The sequence below is a fragment of the Pantoea sp. ANP04 genome (assembly GCF_041982285.1).
Classification (GTDB): Bacteria; Pseudomonadota; Gammaproteobacteria; order Enterobacterales; family Enterobacteriaceae; genus Pantoea; species Pantoea eucalypti.
Genome location: NZ_JAUTYS010000016.1, coordinates 1 through 16,900, shown reverse-complemented (window position 1 = coordinate 16,900; position 16,900 = coordinate 1). Strand labels below are relative to the sequence as shown.

The following is a 16,900-nucleotide window of genomic DNA, read 5'->3' as shown; positions in this document are numbered from 1 at the left end:
ATTTTTATACTAAATGAACAGTTCATCCGACAGCTGGTCAGGGGCAACTTGCAATTTTTGCAGGAAGGCGGGAAAGCAGGTGTTTCTGCGGTTCAGAAAAGCGTCCATCGCCGGATTGAATGAGAGACGCTTGCTGCGCGCTATTATTCTCATCAAGTGCGTGTTCAAGCGCCTGCCATTGCCGCCAGGTCTCCTGAACATCAGCCTGGCTGGCTGGCTGATAGCGAACCATAATTTGTTTAATACCCTGCGCACGCAATAATGCAGCCTGGTCGGAAAAATCCTCCGCCTGATAAGTGTGCTGCCCTTCTGCTATATCGTTGAGGAAATCTGGCCAGGCACTCTCTCCTGTGTAGTTATATTCAAGGCTGAAGCCGGGAAACTGAATAAGCTGTGCCACCCGGCCGCAATGACCCGGCCGCCATCTGAAAAGCGCCTGTTCATCGAAGTTCATACTCTTCAGTACCCAGCGTTGATCGTCACAAAAAAGAGTAAGTTTTGTGCCGACAGGCATTAGCCCGGCACCACCAGGTACTGTGGCTGGCAGGCTATGCAGGCTCAGTTCTCTGGGCGTGCTCTCCAGCTGTTTCTGCTTATCTTCGAGACTTTTCTGCTGGGCTCTGAGCAGGGCTAATTTGTCATCCTTACGGGTTTTATCCCGCTCAGGCATGGGCAGCAAATCATCGGGATTGAGTTCCGCGTTTATCAGGGAGATAAACGATTGGCTCAGCTTTATATGCTGGCCTTCAAATTTGCCTGCTTCAGCACCGTTCTTACCGATAGCGAGAACATGTTTTGCTGAATCACGCATAAAGGAGGAAATATATTGGTGTGCGAGAGCCTGTTGTGCCGGATAGTCTATTCGCCTGGCGTTCTGCTCCAGTGGCCATAGCACCGTGCTTTGCCATTGATGCTGTAACCAGCATCCACTCTGTTGCATGGCATGAGCGATTATCAATTTTTTATCCTGCCCATACAGTGTCCAGACCGCGTCAACACCGGCATCTGGCGTCACAGAGATGAGGTTTTTACGCAATGCAGTGAAACGCTTACTCAGTGCAGGAAGTGGATTGTTTTCGTTTCCCTGAACAGGGGCAAACAGACCTGACGTCAGCAAGGGAGTATCTGATGGCGAATTAAGTGCATCTGATACGGCAGAATGTAAACTGCTCTGCCAATCCGTCCACGACTGTGCCTGTAAGCCCGCGTCAGTAATAACCTGAGCGCCCTTGCCCTTTTTAAGCCACTCCCCGAAGACAAAATCCAGCTCCTGCTTGCGCTGACTGAACTGTCGAACCAGCGTTCCTGAAACACTGTTCGTCTGCAATTCAACCAGCTTTCGCAGCTGTAACAGCCAGGGCGAAGCGTCAGCATGACTGATGTCTGCAAGCTGCTGATTTACCATACGCGCAAGGCCTGTTGCAGGACTGTTTCCCTGGGCAATATTGAGCAAGATATCAGACCACTGTTGCTCACTCAGATCCGAAACAGGCAGTCTGTTCAGCTGTATAATAAACTTAATCCAGGCCGACTGACGTAGTGCAGGCAGGCGTTGTTCAAACCGTGCCAAGGCGGGTAAGTCTATTTTTTTACCTGCTGCGTAGTGAATCTCTTTCAGCCAGCGGTAAATTTGTTGCGTCCCCTCCGCTGTCCAGATGCCATCAATGCTAACTTTGTCACCACTTCCTGGAAAAAAGCTTCCCGAACGTACAGGCGAAATCTGCTGAGTTGATGCCAGCAGCCATCGCCACTGTGGATCGTCACTGACAAGTTCACCCAGTAAACGTCTTAAACGGGATATCTGTTGTTCTCCTCCATTACGCAACAAAAGTGCACGCTGGAGCAGCAAACTCTGGCGTGGAGTCAGGGAAATATCGCTAGTCATCATTGTCAGGGCAGGAGATATCGGTGACTTTCCTGATGACGAAGCCAGTGCGTTGCCGTTCAGAAGGCTTTCTTTTGCCACAACAGCACGAGCAAGTTCCAGGATGAGTTCACGTTGTTTTTCCGGAACGGCCAGTTTGAAATCCTGGTGGTAACGGCTGATAACCTCGCGATCATCCTGATAATGAATCACCGAATAGGATAATATTCTATCCTCAATCTCGGCCTGGCGGGAATAAAGCACACTTATGAAAGGTAAATAGCGGACCGGATGCTGAAGAGCAGCATCAATCGATTCCAGCTGAGAAAGAGAGCTAATTACATCACTGCTTTTATCGGTATCAACAACATGAAAGGTCATTGTCGCGCTAATCAACAGCAGAAATGTAACTATGCTCGCGATAAAAAGCGTTCCCCAGCGGCTCAAAAAGCCGCGGACAGGGCATGTGTATAATATTTTGCTGTTGCTACTGATAAATGGCAGCGTTCTGGAAAACAACTCTCCTGTAAAATAACTCTTTCTCTCATTTGATGTGTTGCTAACAGGTTCTGTTGCCGTAAACCAGATCCCGCCTAATGCCGGGACCGTAGAGTCTGAACTGACATCATCCCCACAGATGGACGCAATATATTGATGCAATACAGGCTGAAGCGACTGCATCTGCTCAGGCATGTCCAGCAGAAAAAGTGTATCAGCATCAGGCTTTGCTCCGGAAAACATGCTGATACGCACGTTATTTAGCCCCTCTCTCATGGCATCGAAAAGGGGACTGAGGAATGAGGGATCACGGCTATCAATCGCGGGAGGCGTGAGCCAGAAATATCCCAGAGGCTGGTGCTGTTGTTCTGATGATAGCGCACTTATCCAGCGGCTGAATCCCGGGATATTTTCACACTCTGTCACCAGGACATAAACCGGCAAACGTCTTCTGGTTTTATTCAGCAACGGCTCCAGGCAAGCACGTATACGCCTCCCCCTGATGACAGGCGGCTCATCGCGAAGATTCAGCAATTCGGTAACAGAAATGCAGACGACAACGCCGGCCGGCGGCGGAGCCGCATGAAACCAGCTCGCAGTTCGTTTCCAGACTTTTTTCACACATCCGGACTCAGAAAATAGTCCGGGCAGTTCCAGAAATGACAGTGGCTGGAAAAACCACCACCGCAGGGTTCGGGCTGGCGTGATCTCCCGATTTTCCCGACATCCCGAAGCTGGCATCATCTCTGACCCCGACAGCAGGGTTGAATGACTGTTGCCTGCTGCGGTAATAAAAAACCAGGGATAGACCTTATTTATTCTTTTGGCTTTTTTTAATCTACGTACGCCCGATCTCCAGTGTGTATACAGGATCCGTTCTGTACGGGAAAATACATGGCGGGAAAAAAGCTTCTGAAAATAATCCTGTTTTTGCAAGGCGGATAACGATTTCCGAAGCAGACTAACCAGACAAACAGAAAAAATAAAAAAAAACCATAAAACAATGGCGTAAACAAGAGATATTTCCATCCATACTGACAGGAAAAGGCAAAAGATGAAAAGAATGCACAGCAAAACCGCCCAGATTATAACGGGAATTATCTTTTTTAACATATTAGTTCCGGATTAACAGATGCAGTCCTGAAAGAGTTGTCAGATAAAAAATAGCACCAAATAAAAACAATGATGTTTTGTTATGAAAAAAACGCAACCTCTGAAAAGACTGGCGCGAATTTAATTCGACGTCCGTTGCTATAATTCTCGCAACACCGGGCCAGGACTGCCATTCATCTGGAAGACATTTCCTTTCATCACTGATACGCAACTGTAATTCATCGCTCCTCTTATGAGCATACTTCCCCTGGAAACCCATGAGCAAACAAAAAAGGTAAACCTGCCTCAGGTCCTTATTCACTAAATCAATTCTATCAAGACGGGTGTAAAATTCCTCGCCCCCGATCGCCGTCCGGAACCTTTGACTTTGCAGCATGCTGGTGCGCCATTCATTTACCCAGTCCGGTGACGTTTTTAATACCATTTCATCAAGCCATACAATCACCGCAAAATGTGAATCCTCACAGTCCTGCAGGCTGTATAATAATTCTGAGTTCAGCATAGCCTTATCCAGCAATGTAATGCACTCATTTCTGAAATGATTACAGTCAGGATAATCCTCGGGCGTCAGACTGAACTTTATTCCCATACTGAACACAGGTAGATAATGATTTAACAGAGAATTCATTCTGCCCCCGTAAAAACCAGCTGCACTTCCAGGTCATCCGGCATTTCAGGAAAATAAAACGCAACCTCCCCATTTTCAGCTACAGAACGCCACTGGTCAGAATTGTGGTGTATGTGAAAATAATAATAATCGTTGCGAACAGGCACTCCCCGAGGTGGATTTTCGCAGGCGGTGAGCGCTACCCCTGGCAAAGCATGTCGAATCAATCCGTCAATCGTATTACCCGAGGCAAGCTTAAAGCCTGCCGCACTGAACTGACCACTTTGGCTCAGGATTTTTTCCGAAGTACGTAATAACAATAAAACATCGCCTTTCTTCAGTTCCTGATTTTTCGTTATCTCTCCACAAAATATGCCATTCTCATTTTTCAGCTTTATATACGTGCTGTCTTCAAGCACCAGGCTGTTCATAAGCATAGTTAACGTCGTTCTCAGACGATAAAATGAGTCAAATAGTTTTTCATGATCATAATACAGGGCGATATTTTCCTCCCCTTTCCATTCTCCCAGACAATTACAACAATCACTGAATGAGGAAAGTTCGCCGACAAGCTGACTCAGTAAATTATAAATACTCCAGGGATGTACCTGAGCAGCCGCCATGTAATTTTTCAGCACGGGTAATGCGCGATTAAGAGAGCGCATAGTCATCAGTTGAATTAGCTGATCGCTCCGTTCCTGACGGCTGACCAGCTGTTCCGGACGCTTATATTCTTCGAGTTTCCGGGTTCTGGCTCCGATTTCGAACACAAGGCTCTCAATGAGCTTATGCAGTGAGGGGCTGCCACAGAGCGTAACGGCAGGAGGTGAAAACATTGAATCAAAGACCACTTGCTCACCCTCATGACACAACCTTACCAATGGGATGCATTCACAGTTGGTTGCGGCCTCTTTTTCCTCGCTCGTCAGCAACAAAACATTATATAAGATACGGTTTACTTCAGTTTCAGGACCGCTACCATGCACGTCTTTCATCAGAGGAGCGTTTGCCATACTCAGCCAGCGAGTTACCACATGGCTGTTTTCCTTTTCTGGCAACGTCACATTACAGTGGGCAGCGTCAAACCGCGGTAATGCCAGCCATAACGTTAAAGGATGATCGCGAAGTTTCCAGGCATCACGAAAGTTTCTTTTTTGAATACGACAGTTTCCGGGGTACGTCAGATAATCTCCACCCGGAAGAAAGAAACTAATGCTATCAACACTCATGACATAATCGTTCAGAGCAGCCCTGTTCACAGACATCTCACTAATCCCGTAGTTATAAGGTTGCGCCTGCTGCCGATGACGGGCATGCAACCATGCATAATGGAGATCGAGCGACTGTAAATGTTGAGGTTGCAGATAAAGTCCAGAATGCCAATAGATCTGTTGTTCTTCAGCGTTCATTGTTTATCTGCTCCGCTATTTTTTGTCTCAGTCAGATCAATGTCAGGCAGGCTGACATCCGGAGCCTGGCTTTGCTGAACGTTTTTCTGTGTGCTGATAATTCCCTCACTTCCCAGCGTGATTGCCAGAGATAATGGTGAAAGTTCGCGATGCCAGACGGGATTCAGCCATCCTGTCTTGTATTTCCTTACAGGAATATCTTCCTGGATCTGGTGCTGTTTACCCGGGAATGGGTAGTACCCTGCAATCAGCGCCATGTATCGCGTGTGCATTGCCCTGTCGACATGCAACGTGGTTGTCTGTCCCGGCATCATGGTGTAACGATCAATCTGTAAAACTGCGTGGCCGTTTGCCGCATCCGTCCCGACTCCTGCCCCCGCAAACAGGCTCTTTACTTTCACAGGATTGATGAGTATCTGTTCAAGCGTTTCGGCTTTTGCAGCCTGAAGCACTAAAATAGTGCAACTGTTGGCCATGCCGTTGACCAGATTCAGGTCAGGCCTGGCATTTAGCGTTACGCTAATGGCTCCAGCTGAAAACGGCGCTGACAGATCTGGTTTCGCTGAATTTTGCAAACTGCTCTGATGTCCCGCACAACCTGACAACATCCATATCAGGCTGAAACAGCACAGATTTTTCCCTTTTATAATCATTCCTTCCCTGGCCCCGTTAGCACGTTATTAATATCCTGAAGAGTGTTGTTATCACTCAGCATCTCTTCCAGCCATTCCGTCAGCGTCATGTCAGCCCAGCGGGCAGCTCGCTCCATTAAAAATGGAACCGGACTCGAGGGCTCAGACTGACGAAAAAAATGAGCAATCGTTAACATCTGGGTGATCGCCAGATCGCGAGACATTTGCTGATTGCCTGATCCTGAAGCCAGCTCATTGGTTTTTAACACAGGCTGTTCGTCATTCCGTGCGAGAACATTAAGCGACATGACATCTTCGCTGGTTGGTGTCACTAACCCGGCCAGTCGTTGTGAAAATGCCTGCAGGTCATTAATTCCCTGAGCTGTCTGCCCTAGTGCTGGTCCTTCTTTTTGCGGATTCAGCGTCTGATATGTGGCTTCAAAATCTGCAAGACATACTGACAGCAGTAACAATTCATCAGACAGTCGTGCTAACTTTTCCGCTGACTGCCGGGAGGCCCAAAGGTGAAACGTTTCGGCTGAAAAATCCTCGCTGCCGCGTTCACCCGGAGCCATTGACGCCTGATGTTCATAAGCCAGTACCTTCCGCCAGTATTCGAGCGTGCTTTCAGGCTGACTGAGCAAAGGAAGCTGAATAATCAGATCAGACAGTTGCCGATCAAGCCGGCTGACGATGGCATGACTAATCAACAGGCCATCGTCATCGTCTTTCCTGGGCCAGCCACTGTCCCAGTAACGGGCAACAAAACGATGCAGAAAAGCAAGGCCTTCCCTGATACCGACAATCCCGTATTGCTGGCTGGTCCCTTCAACCAGCCAACAGGCGACCTGCAAGTCTTTACTGGTTTCACGCAGTATTGATGCGCTAAGACGTATTACTTTTGGCCAGTCGGCTTTACGCAGGGGTGTCCGCCATTCGTCCTGTGGCAGAAAGTCCGGATCGCTCTCACGCGCCTGACGGATCTCTTCATATACAGATTCATATTCCATGCATCTGCCCGCTGGCTGCCCTCCGGGCAGGGGCAAGAGAAGCTCGTCTAAATCAATTTTCATCCCTATGCCCTTTCATGAAATCAGCACTGTGACGCAACCTGCGACAACCGTTCCACCATGGGCACAGATGTCCCCCATACGCGCCGCTGGCTTACCACCAATGAATACGCAGGTACTTCCCGCCACTAAACTGTCTGGTGGCCCCACACAGATGGCAAGCGATCCCACTGTCGCTGCAGGCACGCCGCCTATCAGCACCGTGGGTGTACCGGGCGTTGATACCGCCCCTCCCACATGAGGAATTGGCGGCACTCCCGGAGTGACCATCGGGCAGATATGCATATCGCCGACTCGTGCTGCTGGCTGTCCCATCATTCGTTCTCCTGCACCGGAAGCCAAAGAGAATAGAGTTGCCGTGCTCCAAAATCCGGCGTATCGGGTCCGGCAAGCCTGATGCTCAGGAGTCGCAACACGGTACAGAGCATCAGGGGCGTAAGATGTTCGTCAGCATATACAGCTTCATATTCCGGCTGCGTCAGGCTTCCCGTCCAGAAAATCGCCAAGCCAAGAGCACCTGCAGGTGTGGAAAAACCCAGCGATTCAGCCTGATGAAAAATACGCCAGCGGTAGTTATCCTCGTAGGTTTTAAGCCAGTTACTGATATCGGCTTCAAATGCATGGGTGGATTCACCCGGCGGCAGCGTGCTGACTGAATGCGGTAGCAGCCAGGCAATTAATTTCTCAGCCGTACACGCGTTTACCCAGTACCCAAGCGCGTCTTCCCAGTGCAAAGCGGTCAGCAGGCTATGCATGTTTTCATGCCAGGACGCCGAATCCCGAATCTTCGCAACCCCTTCCGGGGATAAAATCTTAGACACAGTCATTTTTGTCATCCTCAGCCAATCATGACCACGCCACCTTTGACCTGGGTCATGCCGCTTCCTTTGATCGTGACCATTGCACCACCCAGTTCTGCCGTGGCTGTCCCTTCAATTTTGATGGTGGTGCCGCTCAGCGTTATTCCGGCCGGGGTAATGGAGATTTTGCTGCTGCCCACTTTCAGCTCAACCGCCTGGGTTGACTCGATAACACAGCGCTTATCTGCCTTTATTGTGCTGCCTCCCCCGGATATGCTGAGTGAATGGCTTCCGTCTTTCAGATTTTGCTGCAGGTGACCATTAATTTTCAGGCTGTAATTCCCCTGCTGCAGACCCAGCGCCATGTTTCCCTGTTGAAGGAGGGTGTTAAAATCTCCCTGTTCCAGGGTCAGGTTACAATTTCCCTGATGCAGAATGAGCGCATCGTTTCCTTTGGTGATTTCCGTGGAGCGATCAGAGCCGATGGTCTCTTTAACCGCAGAAGTAACGGCCGTCGTCAGATTATTTTTGACCACCACATCCATATCTTTTTGGGCGACGAGAGTTAGCTTTTCTTCTCCTTTTTTGTCGTCAAAACGGAGCTGATGCCCCTCTTCCACTGAACCATTGAGAGAACTTCTTGATACAAATCCCGCCTGTTCTTTCTCACCGGGCAGGTTAAGCAAAGGAAGGTTCCTGCCGTTGGAGACGGTGCCGGTAACAAGCGGATTGTCAGGATTGCCGAGCAGGAAACTAACCACCACCTCACTGCCGATGCGGGGGATGAACATGGCACCGAAGCGCGCGCCGCTCCAGGGCTGAGATACCCTGACCCAGCAGGAACTGCTGTCATCATTCTTATTTTCGCTGTCCCAGGGGAACTGTATTTTTATGCGGCCGTACTCATCCGTATGCACATCTTCAGAGGCAGGACCGACCACAGTCGCCGTAAGTACTCCGGGTATGTCAGGTACGGGCGTGACACACTCAGGCCGCCACACTCTGGCGGTATCAAAAACTGACGCGTTACACTTAAAATCGGGTAAACCATCATCCAGGTTGCTGACAGCCTGAAATGTCAGGGAATGCATAATATATTCGCCTGCCTGATCAGGCAGCGACGTGAGACAGAACGTCTCGCCGCAACTTAGCCACCATGCCTGAATGCGGGCATGCGCATAGCGGGTCTGCGCTTCAAGCTGCTCCATTTTCAGCCGTGCAGCGCTTTGCAGCGTCTCCCGGTCACTCAGGTCATACGCATCAACGAAACTGATCCCCTGAGCACTGTATTCCAGGTTATTACACAGACATTCGCCCTCTGCGGTAGCCGCCTGTTCGAAACTGAACGCTTTATAATGAACAGAAGACACTGCCAGACTTACACGGGATGACCAGCTCGAAATGCCGCCATCCTCACCCTTTCCCGCTTCAGGCTGATAGGCCAGCTCAGGTGTTATTGCACGGTAGTGACCGGATGGATGATCGGCCAGGACAAGCGTATGTCGATCTTTGGTCTGGCAGAAGAAATAGTAAATTCCTTCCTGCTCAAGAAGTCGGCTGATAAAATCAAAGTCCGATTCACGGTATTGAATACAGTATTCATGCGGTGCATAACTGCCATGTAACCGCAGGTCAATATCGGTGATGTTATTCCCGCGTAACAAACGACACACCAGGTCGGGTACCGTTATATTCTGATATACGGACAGATTACGGCCCATTTTCAGCAGAGCCAGGCGAGGCTGTAACCGTGCGTGCCAGGTACAGATCCCCCTGTCATCGCTTTCTTCTTCCATTTCTGTTACGACCCCCTGCACATAACGCGAGCGCTGTCCTGAACCAACATGGCAGGCAAGTTCCTCACCCAGCAAACTCGCCGTTTCTGACGATGTCAGTGTTGAACGAAAGCGGATTGTGAAGTCGTACGGCGCAGACAACTGTTCTTTACCTTCCAGGGACAACAGAACCAGAGACGATGCAGACTGTCCGACAAAACGGATAAAGCGATTTTCCTGACCTGATAACATTTATTTATTCCTGTTCACGGCACACGGGTAAATAAACACGATGAAAACCTGGTCCGGGCTGCCCGAGACAAAGATCCACACCGAGACATCCCCCCGGGACGCCGTGGCGATCATGTTTTGTAATTATTTCGACCGAGAATGCCAGTCCGGGACCAACATATTCGCGAATGCGTTTTAACAGGTCGGCATAGAATTTTCCGCCAGGCAGATACTGTGGCGCATGACTTAATGGCAACGGGCCCAATTCCACTGTAAAGCCGGAAGCCCTGTCTCTGCGCATCTGACCCAGCATAGGGGCCTGTCCCAGAGTCAGCCTGACATGACCAAGATGACAACACTGCTCAGAAGGAACCTTCAGCCATCCTCCGGTGAAAGAACGCACTCGGGCGGGAACGGAAAAAAGGTTTTCCAGCCATGTTTCAAGGTTCAGGGCTGACCGCACAGGGTGCATAAAAAGACCTGCGAAGGCTTCATTCTGAAGCGCAGGAGCAGACTGCATGACGCCAGCCAGCCCCAGCAACGCCTCGCTGAGAGGGCGTTGACTGTTCAACTCATACGAGGCGTAATAGTGATATTTAAGCCAGGCCAGATAACGCAGGGCATGCAATCTGTTATTAAAGATATCAATAAATGCTTTCGCCGTTTTATCACCGTATCGGTAATAGCGCTCCAGCATCCATTCTGTATACGTCGTGGGTAGTGCTCCCAGAGCACCCGTCATTCCATACATCAGAACCTCAACCTGCCATACTCCCTCTTCCGTTCTGATAATTTGACCCACTTCGCCTGCTGGAGCGTCAAGTGAAAGAGGCGATACAAAACTGATATCACTGGTCAGCGATTTTGTTCCGTTACTCTCAGGTCGTTCCTTCAGGCGCCGCAACATCAGGCGAACCTGCTGGAAAAAGTTATATCGGCTGAAAATCGTACTTAAATCCACGACAGCCTCCCGCTCCGCACAGGCCACACTCGCCGGCTTTCCTGATGAAATTCGATGCAGGTTACGACCTGTGAAAAGCTGTTTACTGGTGCATAAAGCGAAAGAAAGTGCTCAATAAAACGACAGAATAGAAAATACTCAGGTTCTTCTGCGGCGGAACTTTGGAAAGTCACACAGATCTCAACCCCACGCGCCATTGACAGGGGATCGTTGCTCACCAGACGAGCGGTCACAGGTGTTACAACGACATGTCTGATTAATCCGATCAGCTGCTGAATAGCGGGATTATCATTAATGTTATATAGCGCAAATGTTTCTTTAAGGACCTGAACCCCGTTATCGCCGCTGATGAGCATATGATTGAGGGATAAATGCGAGATGAGCCGCCAGCGTGAAGCCTGTTTTACCGGCTGAGAGACGGTTCGCGTGGGCCGCGTGAGTGCCGTAATGGTCACTCCCGCTACTGCCAGATCCGACTCGAAATCCCCTTCAGGATTACCATTGCGTATGCTGGAGGGTATATCCCGGTCATAGCAGGTCAGTTCTATATTAATCAAGTCATTCTTCGGCGTCAGAGGCTTTTCACCGCGGTCGGAAAAAGCAATAAACAGGCGGTTTGCAGGGCCACTTTCATCAACGGTTTCACGCTGCATACACTGCCAGTATGTCCCCTGCTCTCCCCCTGTAACGGAATGCGACAGACCAAACAGCGGCGCGATATCCCTTGTGCTGATTTCATTACCCGTTTTGTGCGTGGCACAAACGCTGTTCACTGACCATATTCCTATAGCATCACCATGACGGATATCGGGTCTCACAGGATATTCCGCAGTATCATCGTGCGGAACCAGAGGTTCAGCGCGCATTGGAAAAAGGTTTACTGCCGGCGTACAGTGCAGCCGGAAAAAATGTCGGTCAACCGAGCAAGCAATTTTATCCAGCATTGCAACCATCGCGCACTGGCGAAAACGCAGCCTGAACAACATGACCTCATTCGATGTCACAGTGAGTCCTGCGGGCAGGCTGAAATCAATAAAATGGAACTTCTGAGGGAAATAAAAATAATCCTGAAGCAGAGCATAGACCGGTGATATACGGGGATCGCATTCGAGAATACTCTCTGCACGGTTAAATCCCACGACCTGAATATCAGATTCAGAAAGTAAATAATGCTTTTCTCCGCAAACCAGTGAAAAGGCTTCAATCTCATCATTTATCAGTGTGTAAAGTATATTCACTGCCATACTGCTGCCATTAAGATAAAAGCGCAGTGAGGGTGAATTCAGGATTGCTCCCGGCCAGACCTGAAGCCGTAATTCCAGTTGCCAGCGCAGAGTGCTGTTATCAAACCTGAGACTTGTTTCCTCAAGCGTCATGGGCTCCATAATGACCGGGTAAAGCGTCCTGAAATGGCAGACATGCTCCTCTGATTGTCGGGTATAGAGCATTGTCCCGGCCTCAACCTCACAGCCAGTGGTCAGTCCGCTGATTCTTTTGTCAGGCTGCATCTGTACAATACATACCGACGGGTACGGCCGGAGAAACTGAGGAGCCAGAACGGTCAGCAGAGCTTCGGTTACTTCAGGCATATCCTCATCCAGACGCTGCTGAATTTGCGCAGTAACAAGTGCAAAAGACTCGATGATCCGCTCAACGTGCGGATCCTCGGACAGTCCATCTGACATGCCAAGACGTCGGGCAACCTTCGGAAAATGACGGGAAAACCGTTTTCCGTATTTTCTGAGATAGCTCAACTCATTCTGATAATAAGAAAGCAACTTCTTTGACAGCATGTCAGAAACCACTGTTAACGTAATGAGAAATGGCTGAGGACGTCATCCCATTCCAGATAAAAACGGATGGGAGCATTATTTTTTTCAGCCTCAATAATAAAGGAACTGCATCCATAACTTTCGTTTCCGGCGGACACCATGACGTCTTTTAAACGCGGTTCGAAAAGCTGAAGCGCACGTAAAATGCGGGATTCAAGAATAATATTTCTATCACTTCTGGATATCCCTCCCGGAAACACATCGCTGATACCGTAGTTAATGACCGACTGACATATTTCAGGCATGTCTGAAACGTGGTAGTGCCGAGGCCTGGATGAGAGCAGCATCAATAGCTCCGCTGCGAGCACCCCGTCATCCGAAATAATTTCCGGGATTTCATCCTGGGCGACAGGATTATCATCAGACAGCAGCTGTAAAAGCATAATGTTCCCATAAGCAGCACGCTATAAAGCGCGCTGCCGCTTAACTTAAAGTTTGGTATTAGTGACTTGATTCCAGCCAACAGGACCCTGTTTACTGGTTGAACCTTCAGACGTAATCATACTGGTCTGGAACTTAACCGAGCCAAATACCATGGCAAGCTGCTCATCAGGTATACCGTTTGAATTATGCAGGCTGATGTTATGGCTGGTAAAAATGCAATTCTCAAATTCCCAGCGGCAAATTTCATTATCTTTATTGTCAGTTTTGACGTTCAGCGCAATAATCACTTTTTTAACGTTGGTTCCCTGCGCAACCATATCAACCAGTTGGGTTGATGTGGCATCCAGCGCCTTCGCAATAGAAATATCTTCAAAATGCACGCCGCTGCTATTCAGTTGCCCACTGCCATTATCAATACTGGCCTGGCTATGCACGCCCATTGATGCATGACCGATAGCAATCCACTGTTTATACTGTTTATCAGTTACAATTCCTTTTACACCGTCGATTTGCATAAATAGATTACTTGCACTGGACATATCTTCTCCTGGTTATAATACGTTTTTTATCAGCCTGCCGATGCAGGTAATTCAGCCACAAGCCGAAGCGACATCGTCAGTCCCTCAAGCTGGAAGTGAGGCCTCAGATAGGCCACGGCACGATAGCTTCCGGGACATCCCGGGACATCCACTACCTCAATCCGGGCTTCGCGCAGCGGATGGCTGGCCTTAATATGCAGGCCGACATTGTCAGAGCCCACCACATATTGATTAATCCAGTTTTGCAGGAAGTTCTGACATTCTGTTCTGGACATAAAACTGCCGACTTTATCCCGCACAATCGATTTAAGGTAATGAGCAAACCTTGATGTGGTCATAATGTACTGCAGCTGGTTTGATAACCGCGCATTCGCGTTTGCAAGGTTGGAGTCATATTTCCGCGGTTTATTTGCCGACTGCACAGCGAAAAAGGCGGCATAATCCGTTCCTTTGCAGTACACCAGAGGAATGAACCCGAGGTCTGCTAACTCTTTTTCACGGCGGTCGGAGATAGCCACTTCCGTTGGACACTGCAATACCTTCTCGCCGGTATGCGAAATGTAGTTATACACCGGCATCGACTTCACCAGACCACCACCTTCAACACCGCGAATAGCCGCACACCATCCATGATCTTCAAAAGCAGAAATCATTCGGCCGGCCAGTTCATAGGCGGCATTGATCCACAGATAGCTGGCTCCCTCACGGCTCTCGTCGATTTTCTCTTCGAAATTGAACATCTCTACTGGTGTTGTTTTGGCACCATAAGGCAGGCGACCTATAACCCGGGGAAGTGTGAGTCCAACGTAGCGGGCGTCGTCGCTCTGTCGGAAAGAACGCCAGCGGATATAGTCTGACGTGTCAAAAAGCTTGCCGAGATCCCGGGGACGCGGCATCTCCTGAAAGTTATTCATACCAAACATGCCGGCATCCGCTGCCGTGAGGAAAGGGGCATGAGCCGCCGCCGCAACATGAGAAATCTGCTCCAGCAGATATAAATCTTCCGGCATGGCGTCGAATTCAAAATCGCCCACAAATGCGGAGTACGGCTCTCCACCAAAAGTGCCGTATTCGCTCTCATAGACGCTTTTGAACAGGACTGACTGGTCAAAATCAGAGGCAGATTTAAAATCGCGGATCAGCTCTTTTTTGGTACAATTCAACACCCGGACTTTCGTGTTTTCCGTAACGCTGCTCTGAACCAGCTTCTGCAGACCCCGCCACGAAGATTCCATTTTCTGAAACGCTGGCGCCTGCATGATTTTGCTGATCTGCGCCGAAAGAAGGGCATCAATGACTGTGATGCGCTCCTCAATGCTACCCACCAGGTCATTACTTACAACAACAGCGCCTGTTGCCACCTCACTGAGGAAACTGTCAAGCTGAGACCTCAGCTTGCTGCGATCAGACTCACGCCTGATAGCCTGGGTATTGTCAATTATCTGATCAAGGTAATCGGCACTGACCGCCTCTGTGACTGCAGCCTGCATTTCCTCAGCACTCATTCTGCCTCTTCTCCCACATTATCAACTTTCGTTTCTGAAGGCTGATTGGCCAGCAGTTCCGCCAGTTGTTCTTTCAGGCGATCATTACTGGCTGTACGGTTGCGTAAATCACTCAGTTGCTCCCGCAGCTCAAGTAGTTTTTTCAGAGGCTCCACCTGTAGAGCTATATTTTCAGGAGCGAAATCCTCAATAGAATTGAAACGCAGTGCGACCGACAGCTTTCCATCGTCATTATTCAGTTCATTATCAACCAGCATTTCGATTTCAGGCTTCATGCCCTGCATCACTTCATTAAAATTGTCTTTATCAATCTGAACAAAGCGTCGCTCACGAAGGGGCTTTTTTTCATCCGAAAATTCGCCCATCACACCAATAACCAGTGGCAACTCTTTCTGGGTTTCCGCGCCACCAACTTCAACGTCATAGGTAATATGCACGCGTGGCGGCCGGGCCTTGCCCAGTTTACTTTGGGTTTCTGACATGAATTAAACTCACAGACATTAAGATCTCAAGAGAAAATTAGATTTTTAATATTTAAAAAATCCGCTCAGTTCACCAGCAAAATCGGTAGCAAGCTAAAAACAGCCCCATAGAAAAGACAATGGAATTTGGTGACATCTCAAATAAGTTGAATTCGGCGTATTAACCTCGCTTTTGAATTTTACCCACGCTCAGTGTTGACGTTCATAATCCTCGCTGTCACTTTGCTCTGGTTTATTAACATGATCAGATTCCTGAAGAGGACATTTGGTTCCACTGCAGTGGGTGTCCCAGCATGTATTAGTTCTCTGACATTTATCATGCCCGCAAGCCAGAGGATAAAATTAAACAGATAACTTTAATAGCTCACTTCGCCCTGAAAAAGCATGTTAACGTCAAAACCTTCACCTATCGTATTAAGCGAAGCAATTTCACACTGCGAGCAAGAATAAAAGGAATAATTAAAAAAATCACCTGCTTATTACCTTCCTTTAAACGCCCTAATAAAAAACCAGCCATCCACCCAAAAAATCATTATTACCAGCCGGATCCATATTATGTAATTTCATTCATCATCTCGTTAATGCGAAACTAATGTAACTAAATTTTTTTCCTGACACCACCTTTAAGTTCAGGAACCTTAAACAAAGACACAATCAAAAATGAACCAACTTTAAATTAATGTTAAATAAAGGTTGGCGCATCACTCACTGAAGAACAGCTTTCGAGCATGTATAATCAGATTACACAGAAAAAATGACCAGCAACAAAGAATTGAAAATCATACAACATGAAAAGAATATGTTATTTTTACAGCCAGCTCCTGAATAAAAATGAACAAAATCACGTTAAAAAATATTCGTATATTTTAAAAAATAGTTTTAACCCCTGATTATAATAGCTTCTGCCTTATAAATTTATGCAGGCTACATATTGATGGTGTGTTGACCGAAATCCTGAGTACGGTTAGCAGCTGATGAGACTTCCGGTATACAGCCTGTGGCAGAGCTCCCGGGCCAAAACACCGGCTTCTGTCTCGCGGAGAATACTGAAGATTGGTGTGCAGGAAAAATACTTCTTCAAAGGATCTTCTCCAGTGACTTATGAATACATCACTATTCATGGTCAGCAGGTCAGCAGGTCAGCAGGTCAGCAGGTCAGCAGGTCAGCAGGTCAGCAGGTCAGCAGGTCAGCAGGTCA

The 16,900-nt window shown here is 48.5% G+C and carries 15 protein-coding genes; 1 reads left to right on the top strand and 14 read right to left on the bottom strand.

Translation table 11 applies throughout. The features are described 5' to 3' along the window. Nucleotides 1-37 precede the first annotated feature (37 nt). The 14 genes from Q7C21_RS18910 to tssB are packed head-to-tail and all read right to left on the bottom strand — an operon-like array spanning nucleotide 38 to nucleotide 15,702. The gene (locus tag Q7C21_RS18910; protein WP_008924977.1) at nucleotides 38-3,475 is read right to left on the bottom strand and encodes a type VI secretion system protein; all 3,438 of its coding nucleotides are present in this window, start codon (nucleotides 3,473-3,475) and stop codon (nucleotides 38-40) included. Nucleotide 3,476: 1 nt separating this feature from the next. Further along, entirely contained in the window at nucleotides 3,477-4,103 is a 627-nt protein-coding gene (locus Q7C21_RS18905) for a DotU family type IV/VI secretion system protein (protein WP_008924976.1), read from the bottom strand. Then, complete coding sequence (gene tssK / locus Q7C21_RS18900; protein WP_008924975.1) at nucleotides 4,100-5,491, bottom strand: type VI secretion system baseplate subunit TssK; 1,392 nt, start codon at nucleotides 5,489-5,491, stop codon at nucleotides 4,100-4,102. The genes Q7C21_RS18905 and tssK overlap by 4 nt, the downstream gene beginning before the upstream one ends. After that, a complete protein-coding gene (locus Q7C21_RS18895; RefSeq protein WP_008924974.1) occupies nucleotides 5,488-6,144 on the bottom strand; it encodes a type VI secretion lipoprotein TssJ in 657 nt (218 codons plus the stop codon). Before Q7C21_RS18895 ends, tssK begins: the two co-directional genes overlap by 4 nt. Next, a complete protein-coding gene (gene tssA / locus Q7C21_RS18890; RefSeq protein WP_008924973.1) occupies nucleotides 6,141-7,196 on the bottom strand; it encodes a type VI secretion system protein TssA in 1,056 nt (351 codons plus the stop codon). The genes Q7C21_RS18895 and tssA overlap by 4 nt, the downstream gene beginning before the upstream one ends. A 12-nt stretch (nucleotides 7,197-7,208) precedes the next feature. Continuing rightward, complete coding sequence (locus Q7C21_RS18885; protein ID WP_181162220.1) at nucleotides 7,209-7,508, bottom strand: PAAR domain-containing protein; 300 nt, start codon at nucleotides 7,506-7,508, stop codon at nucleotides 7,209-7,211. Further along, entirely contained in the window at nucleotides 7,508-8,020 is a 513-nt protein-coding gene (locus Q7C21_RS18880; protein WP_008924971.1) for a DUF6931 family protein, read from the bottom strand. The genes Q7C21_RS18885 and Q7C21_RS18880 overlap by 1 nt, the downstream gene beginning before the upstream one ends. 11 nt (nucleotides 8,021-8,031) lie before the next feature. After that, nucleotides 8,032-10,020 (bottom strand): type VI secretion system Vgr family protein, encoded by a 1,989-nt coding sequence (locus Q7C21_RS18875; RefSeq protein ID WP_008924970.1) that lies wholly within the window; start codon nucleotides 10,018-10,020, stop codon nucleotides 8,032-8,034. A 4-nt stretch (nucleotides 10,021-10,024) separates the two neighbouring features. Beyond that, a complete protein-coding gene (tssG, locus tag Q7C21_RS18870) occupies nucleotides 10,025-10,960 on the bottom strand; it encodes a type VI secretion system baseplate subunit TssG (RefSeq protein WP_008924969.1) in 936 nt (311 codons plus the stop codon). After that, the gene (gene tssF, locus Q7C21_RS18865; protein ID WP_375151028.1) at nucleotides 10,951-12,753 is read right to left on the bottom strand and encodes a type VI secretion system baseplate subunit TssF; all 1,803 of its coding nucleotides are present in this window, start codon (nucleotides 12,751-12,753) and stop codon (nucleotides 10,951-10,953) included. Before tssF ends, tssG begins: the two co-directional genes overlap by 10 nt. Before the next feature lie 14 nt (nucleotides 12,754-12,767). After that, the gene (locus Q7C21_RS18860; RefSeq protein ID WP_003854098.1) at nucleotides 12,768-13,175 is read right to left on the bottom strand and encodes a GPW/gp25 family protein; all 408 of its coding nucleotides are present in this window, start codon (nucleotides 13,173-13,175) and stop codon (nucleotides 12,768-12,770) included. Nucleotides 13,176-13,220: 45 nt separating this feature from the next. Then, nucleotides 13,221-13,715: a type VI secretion system tube protein Hcp gene (locus Q7C21_RS18855; protein ID WP_008924967.1), complete on the bottom strand. Its 495-nt coding sequence runs from the start codon at nucleotides 13,713-13,715 to the stop codon at nucleotides 13,221-13,223. A gap of 29 nt (nucleotides 13,716-13,744) precedes the next feature. Continuing rightward, nucleotides 13,745-15,220 (bottom strand): type VI secretion system contractile sheath large subunit, encoded by a 1,476-nt coding sequence (gene tssC, locus Q7C21_RS18850; protein WP_003854103.1) that lies wholly within the window; start codon nucleotides 15,218-15,220, stop codon nucleotides 13,745-13,747. Continuing rightward, nucleotides 15,217-15,702: a type VI secretion system contractile sheath small subunit gene (gene tssB, locus Q7C21_RS18845; RefSeq protein WP_003854105.1), complete on the bottom strand. Its 486-nt coding sequence runs from the start codon at nucleotides 15,700-15,702 to the stop codon at nucleotides 15,217-15,219. The genes tssC and tssB overlap by 4 nt, the downstream gene beginning before the upstream one ends. 311 nt (nucleotides 15,703-16,013) lie before the next feature. Here tssB and Q7C21_RS18840 point away from each other — a divergent pair, with 311 nt between their 5' ends. Continuing rightward, complete coding sequence (locus tag Q7C21_RS18840) at nucleotides 16,014-16,295, top strand: IS1 family transposase (protein WP_078804315.1); 282 nt, start codon at nucleotides 16,014-16,016, stop codon at nucleotides 16,293-16,295. Nucleotides 16,296-16,900 lie beyond the last annotated feature (605 nt).

Bases quoted from the DNA above. Each gene is read 5' to 3' on its own strand.
- tssF (WP_375151028.1), bottom strand. From the start codon at position 12,753: ATGCTGTCAAAGAAGTTGCTTTCTTATTATCAGAATGAGTTGAGCTAT.
- Q7C21_RS18885 (WP_181162220.1), bottom strand. From the start codon at position 7,508: ATGGGACAGCCAGCAGCACGAGTCGGCGATATGCATATCTGCCCGATG.
- tssB (WP_003854105.1), bottom strand. From the start codon at position 15,702: ATGTCAGAAACCCAAAGTAAACTGGGCAAGGCCCGGCCGCCACGCGTG.
- Q7C21_RS18860 (WP_003854098.1), bottom strand. From the start codon at position 13,175: ATGCTTTTACAGCTGCTGTCTGATGATAATCCTGTCGCCCAGGATGAA.
- Q7C21_RS18910 (WP_008924977.1), bottom strand. From the start codon at position 3,475: ATGTTAAAAAAGATAATTCCCGTTATAATCTGGGCGGTTTTGCTGTGC.
- tssC (WP_003854103.1), bottom strand. From the start codon at position 15,220: ATGAGTGCTGAGGAAATGCAGGCTGCAGTCACAGAGGCGGTCAGTGCC.
- Q7C21_RS18875 (WP_008924970.1), bottom strand. From the start codon at position 10,020: ATGTTATCAGGTCAGGAAAATCGCTTTATCCGTTTTGTCGGACAGTCT.
- Q7C21_RS18895 (WP_008924974.1), bottom strand. From the start codon at position 6,144: ATGATTATAAAAGGGAAAAATCTGTGCTGTTTCAGCCTGATATGGATG.
- Q7C21_RS18855 (WP_008924967.1), bottom strand. From the start codon at position 13,715: ATGTCCAGTGCAAGTAATCTATTTATGCAAATCGACGGTGTAAAAGGA.
- Q7C21_RS18905 (WP_008924976.1), bottom strand. From the start codon at position 4,103: ATGAATTCTCTGTTAAATCATTATCTACCTGTGTTCAGTATGGGAATA.
- Q7C21_RS18880 (WP_008924971.1), bottom strand. From the start codon at position 8,020: ATGACTGTGTCTAAGATTTTATCCCCGGAAGGGGTTGCGAAGATTCGG.
- tssK (WP_008924975.1), bottom strand. From the start codon at position 5,491: ATGAACGCTGAAGAACAACAGATCTATTGGCATTCTGGACTTTATCTG.
- tssA (WP_008924973.1), bottom strand. From the start codon at position 7,196: ATGAAAATTGATTTAGACGAGCTTCTCTTGCCCCTGCCCGGAGGGCAG.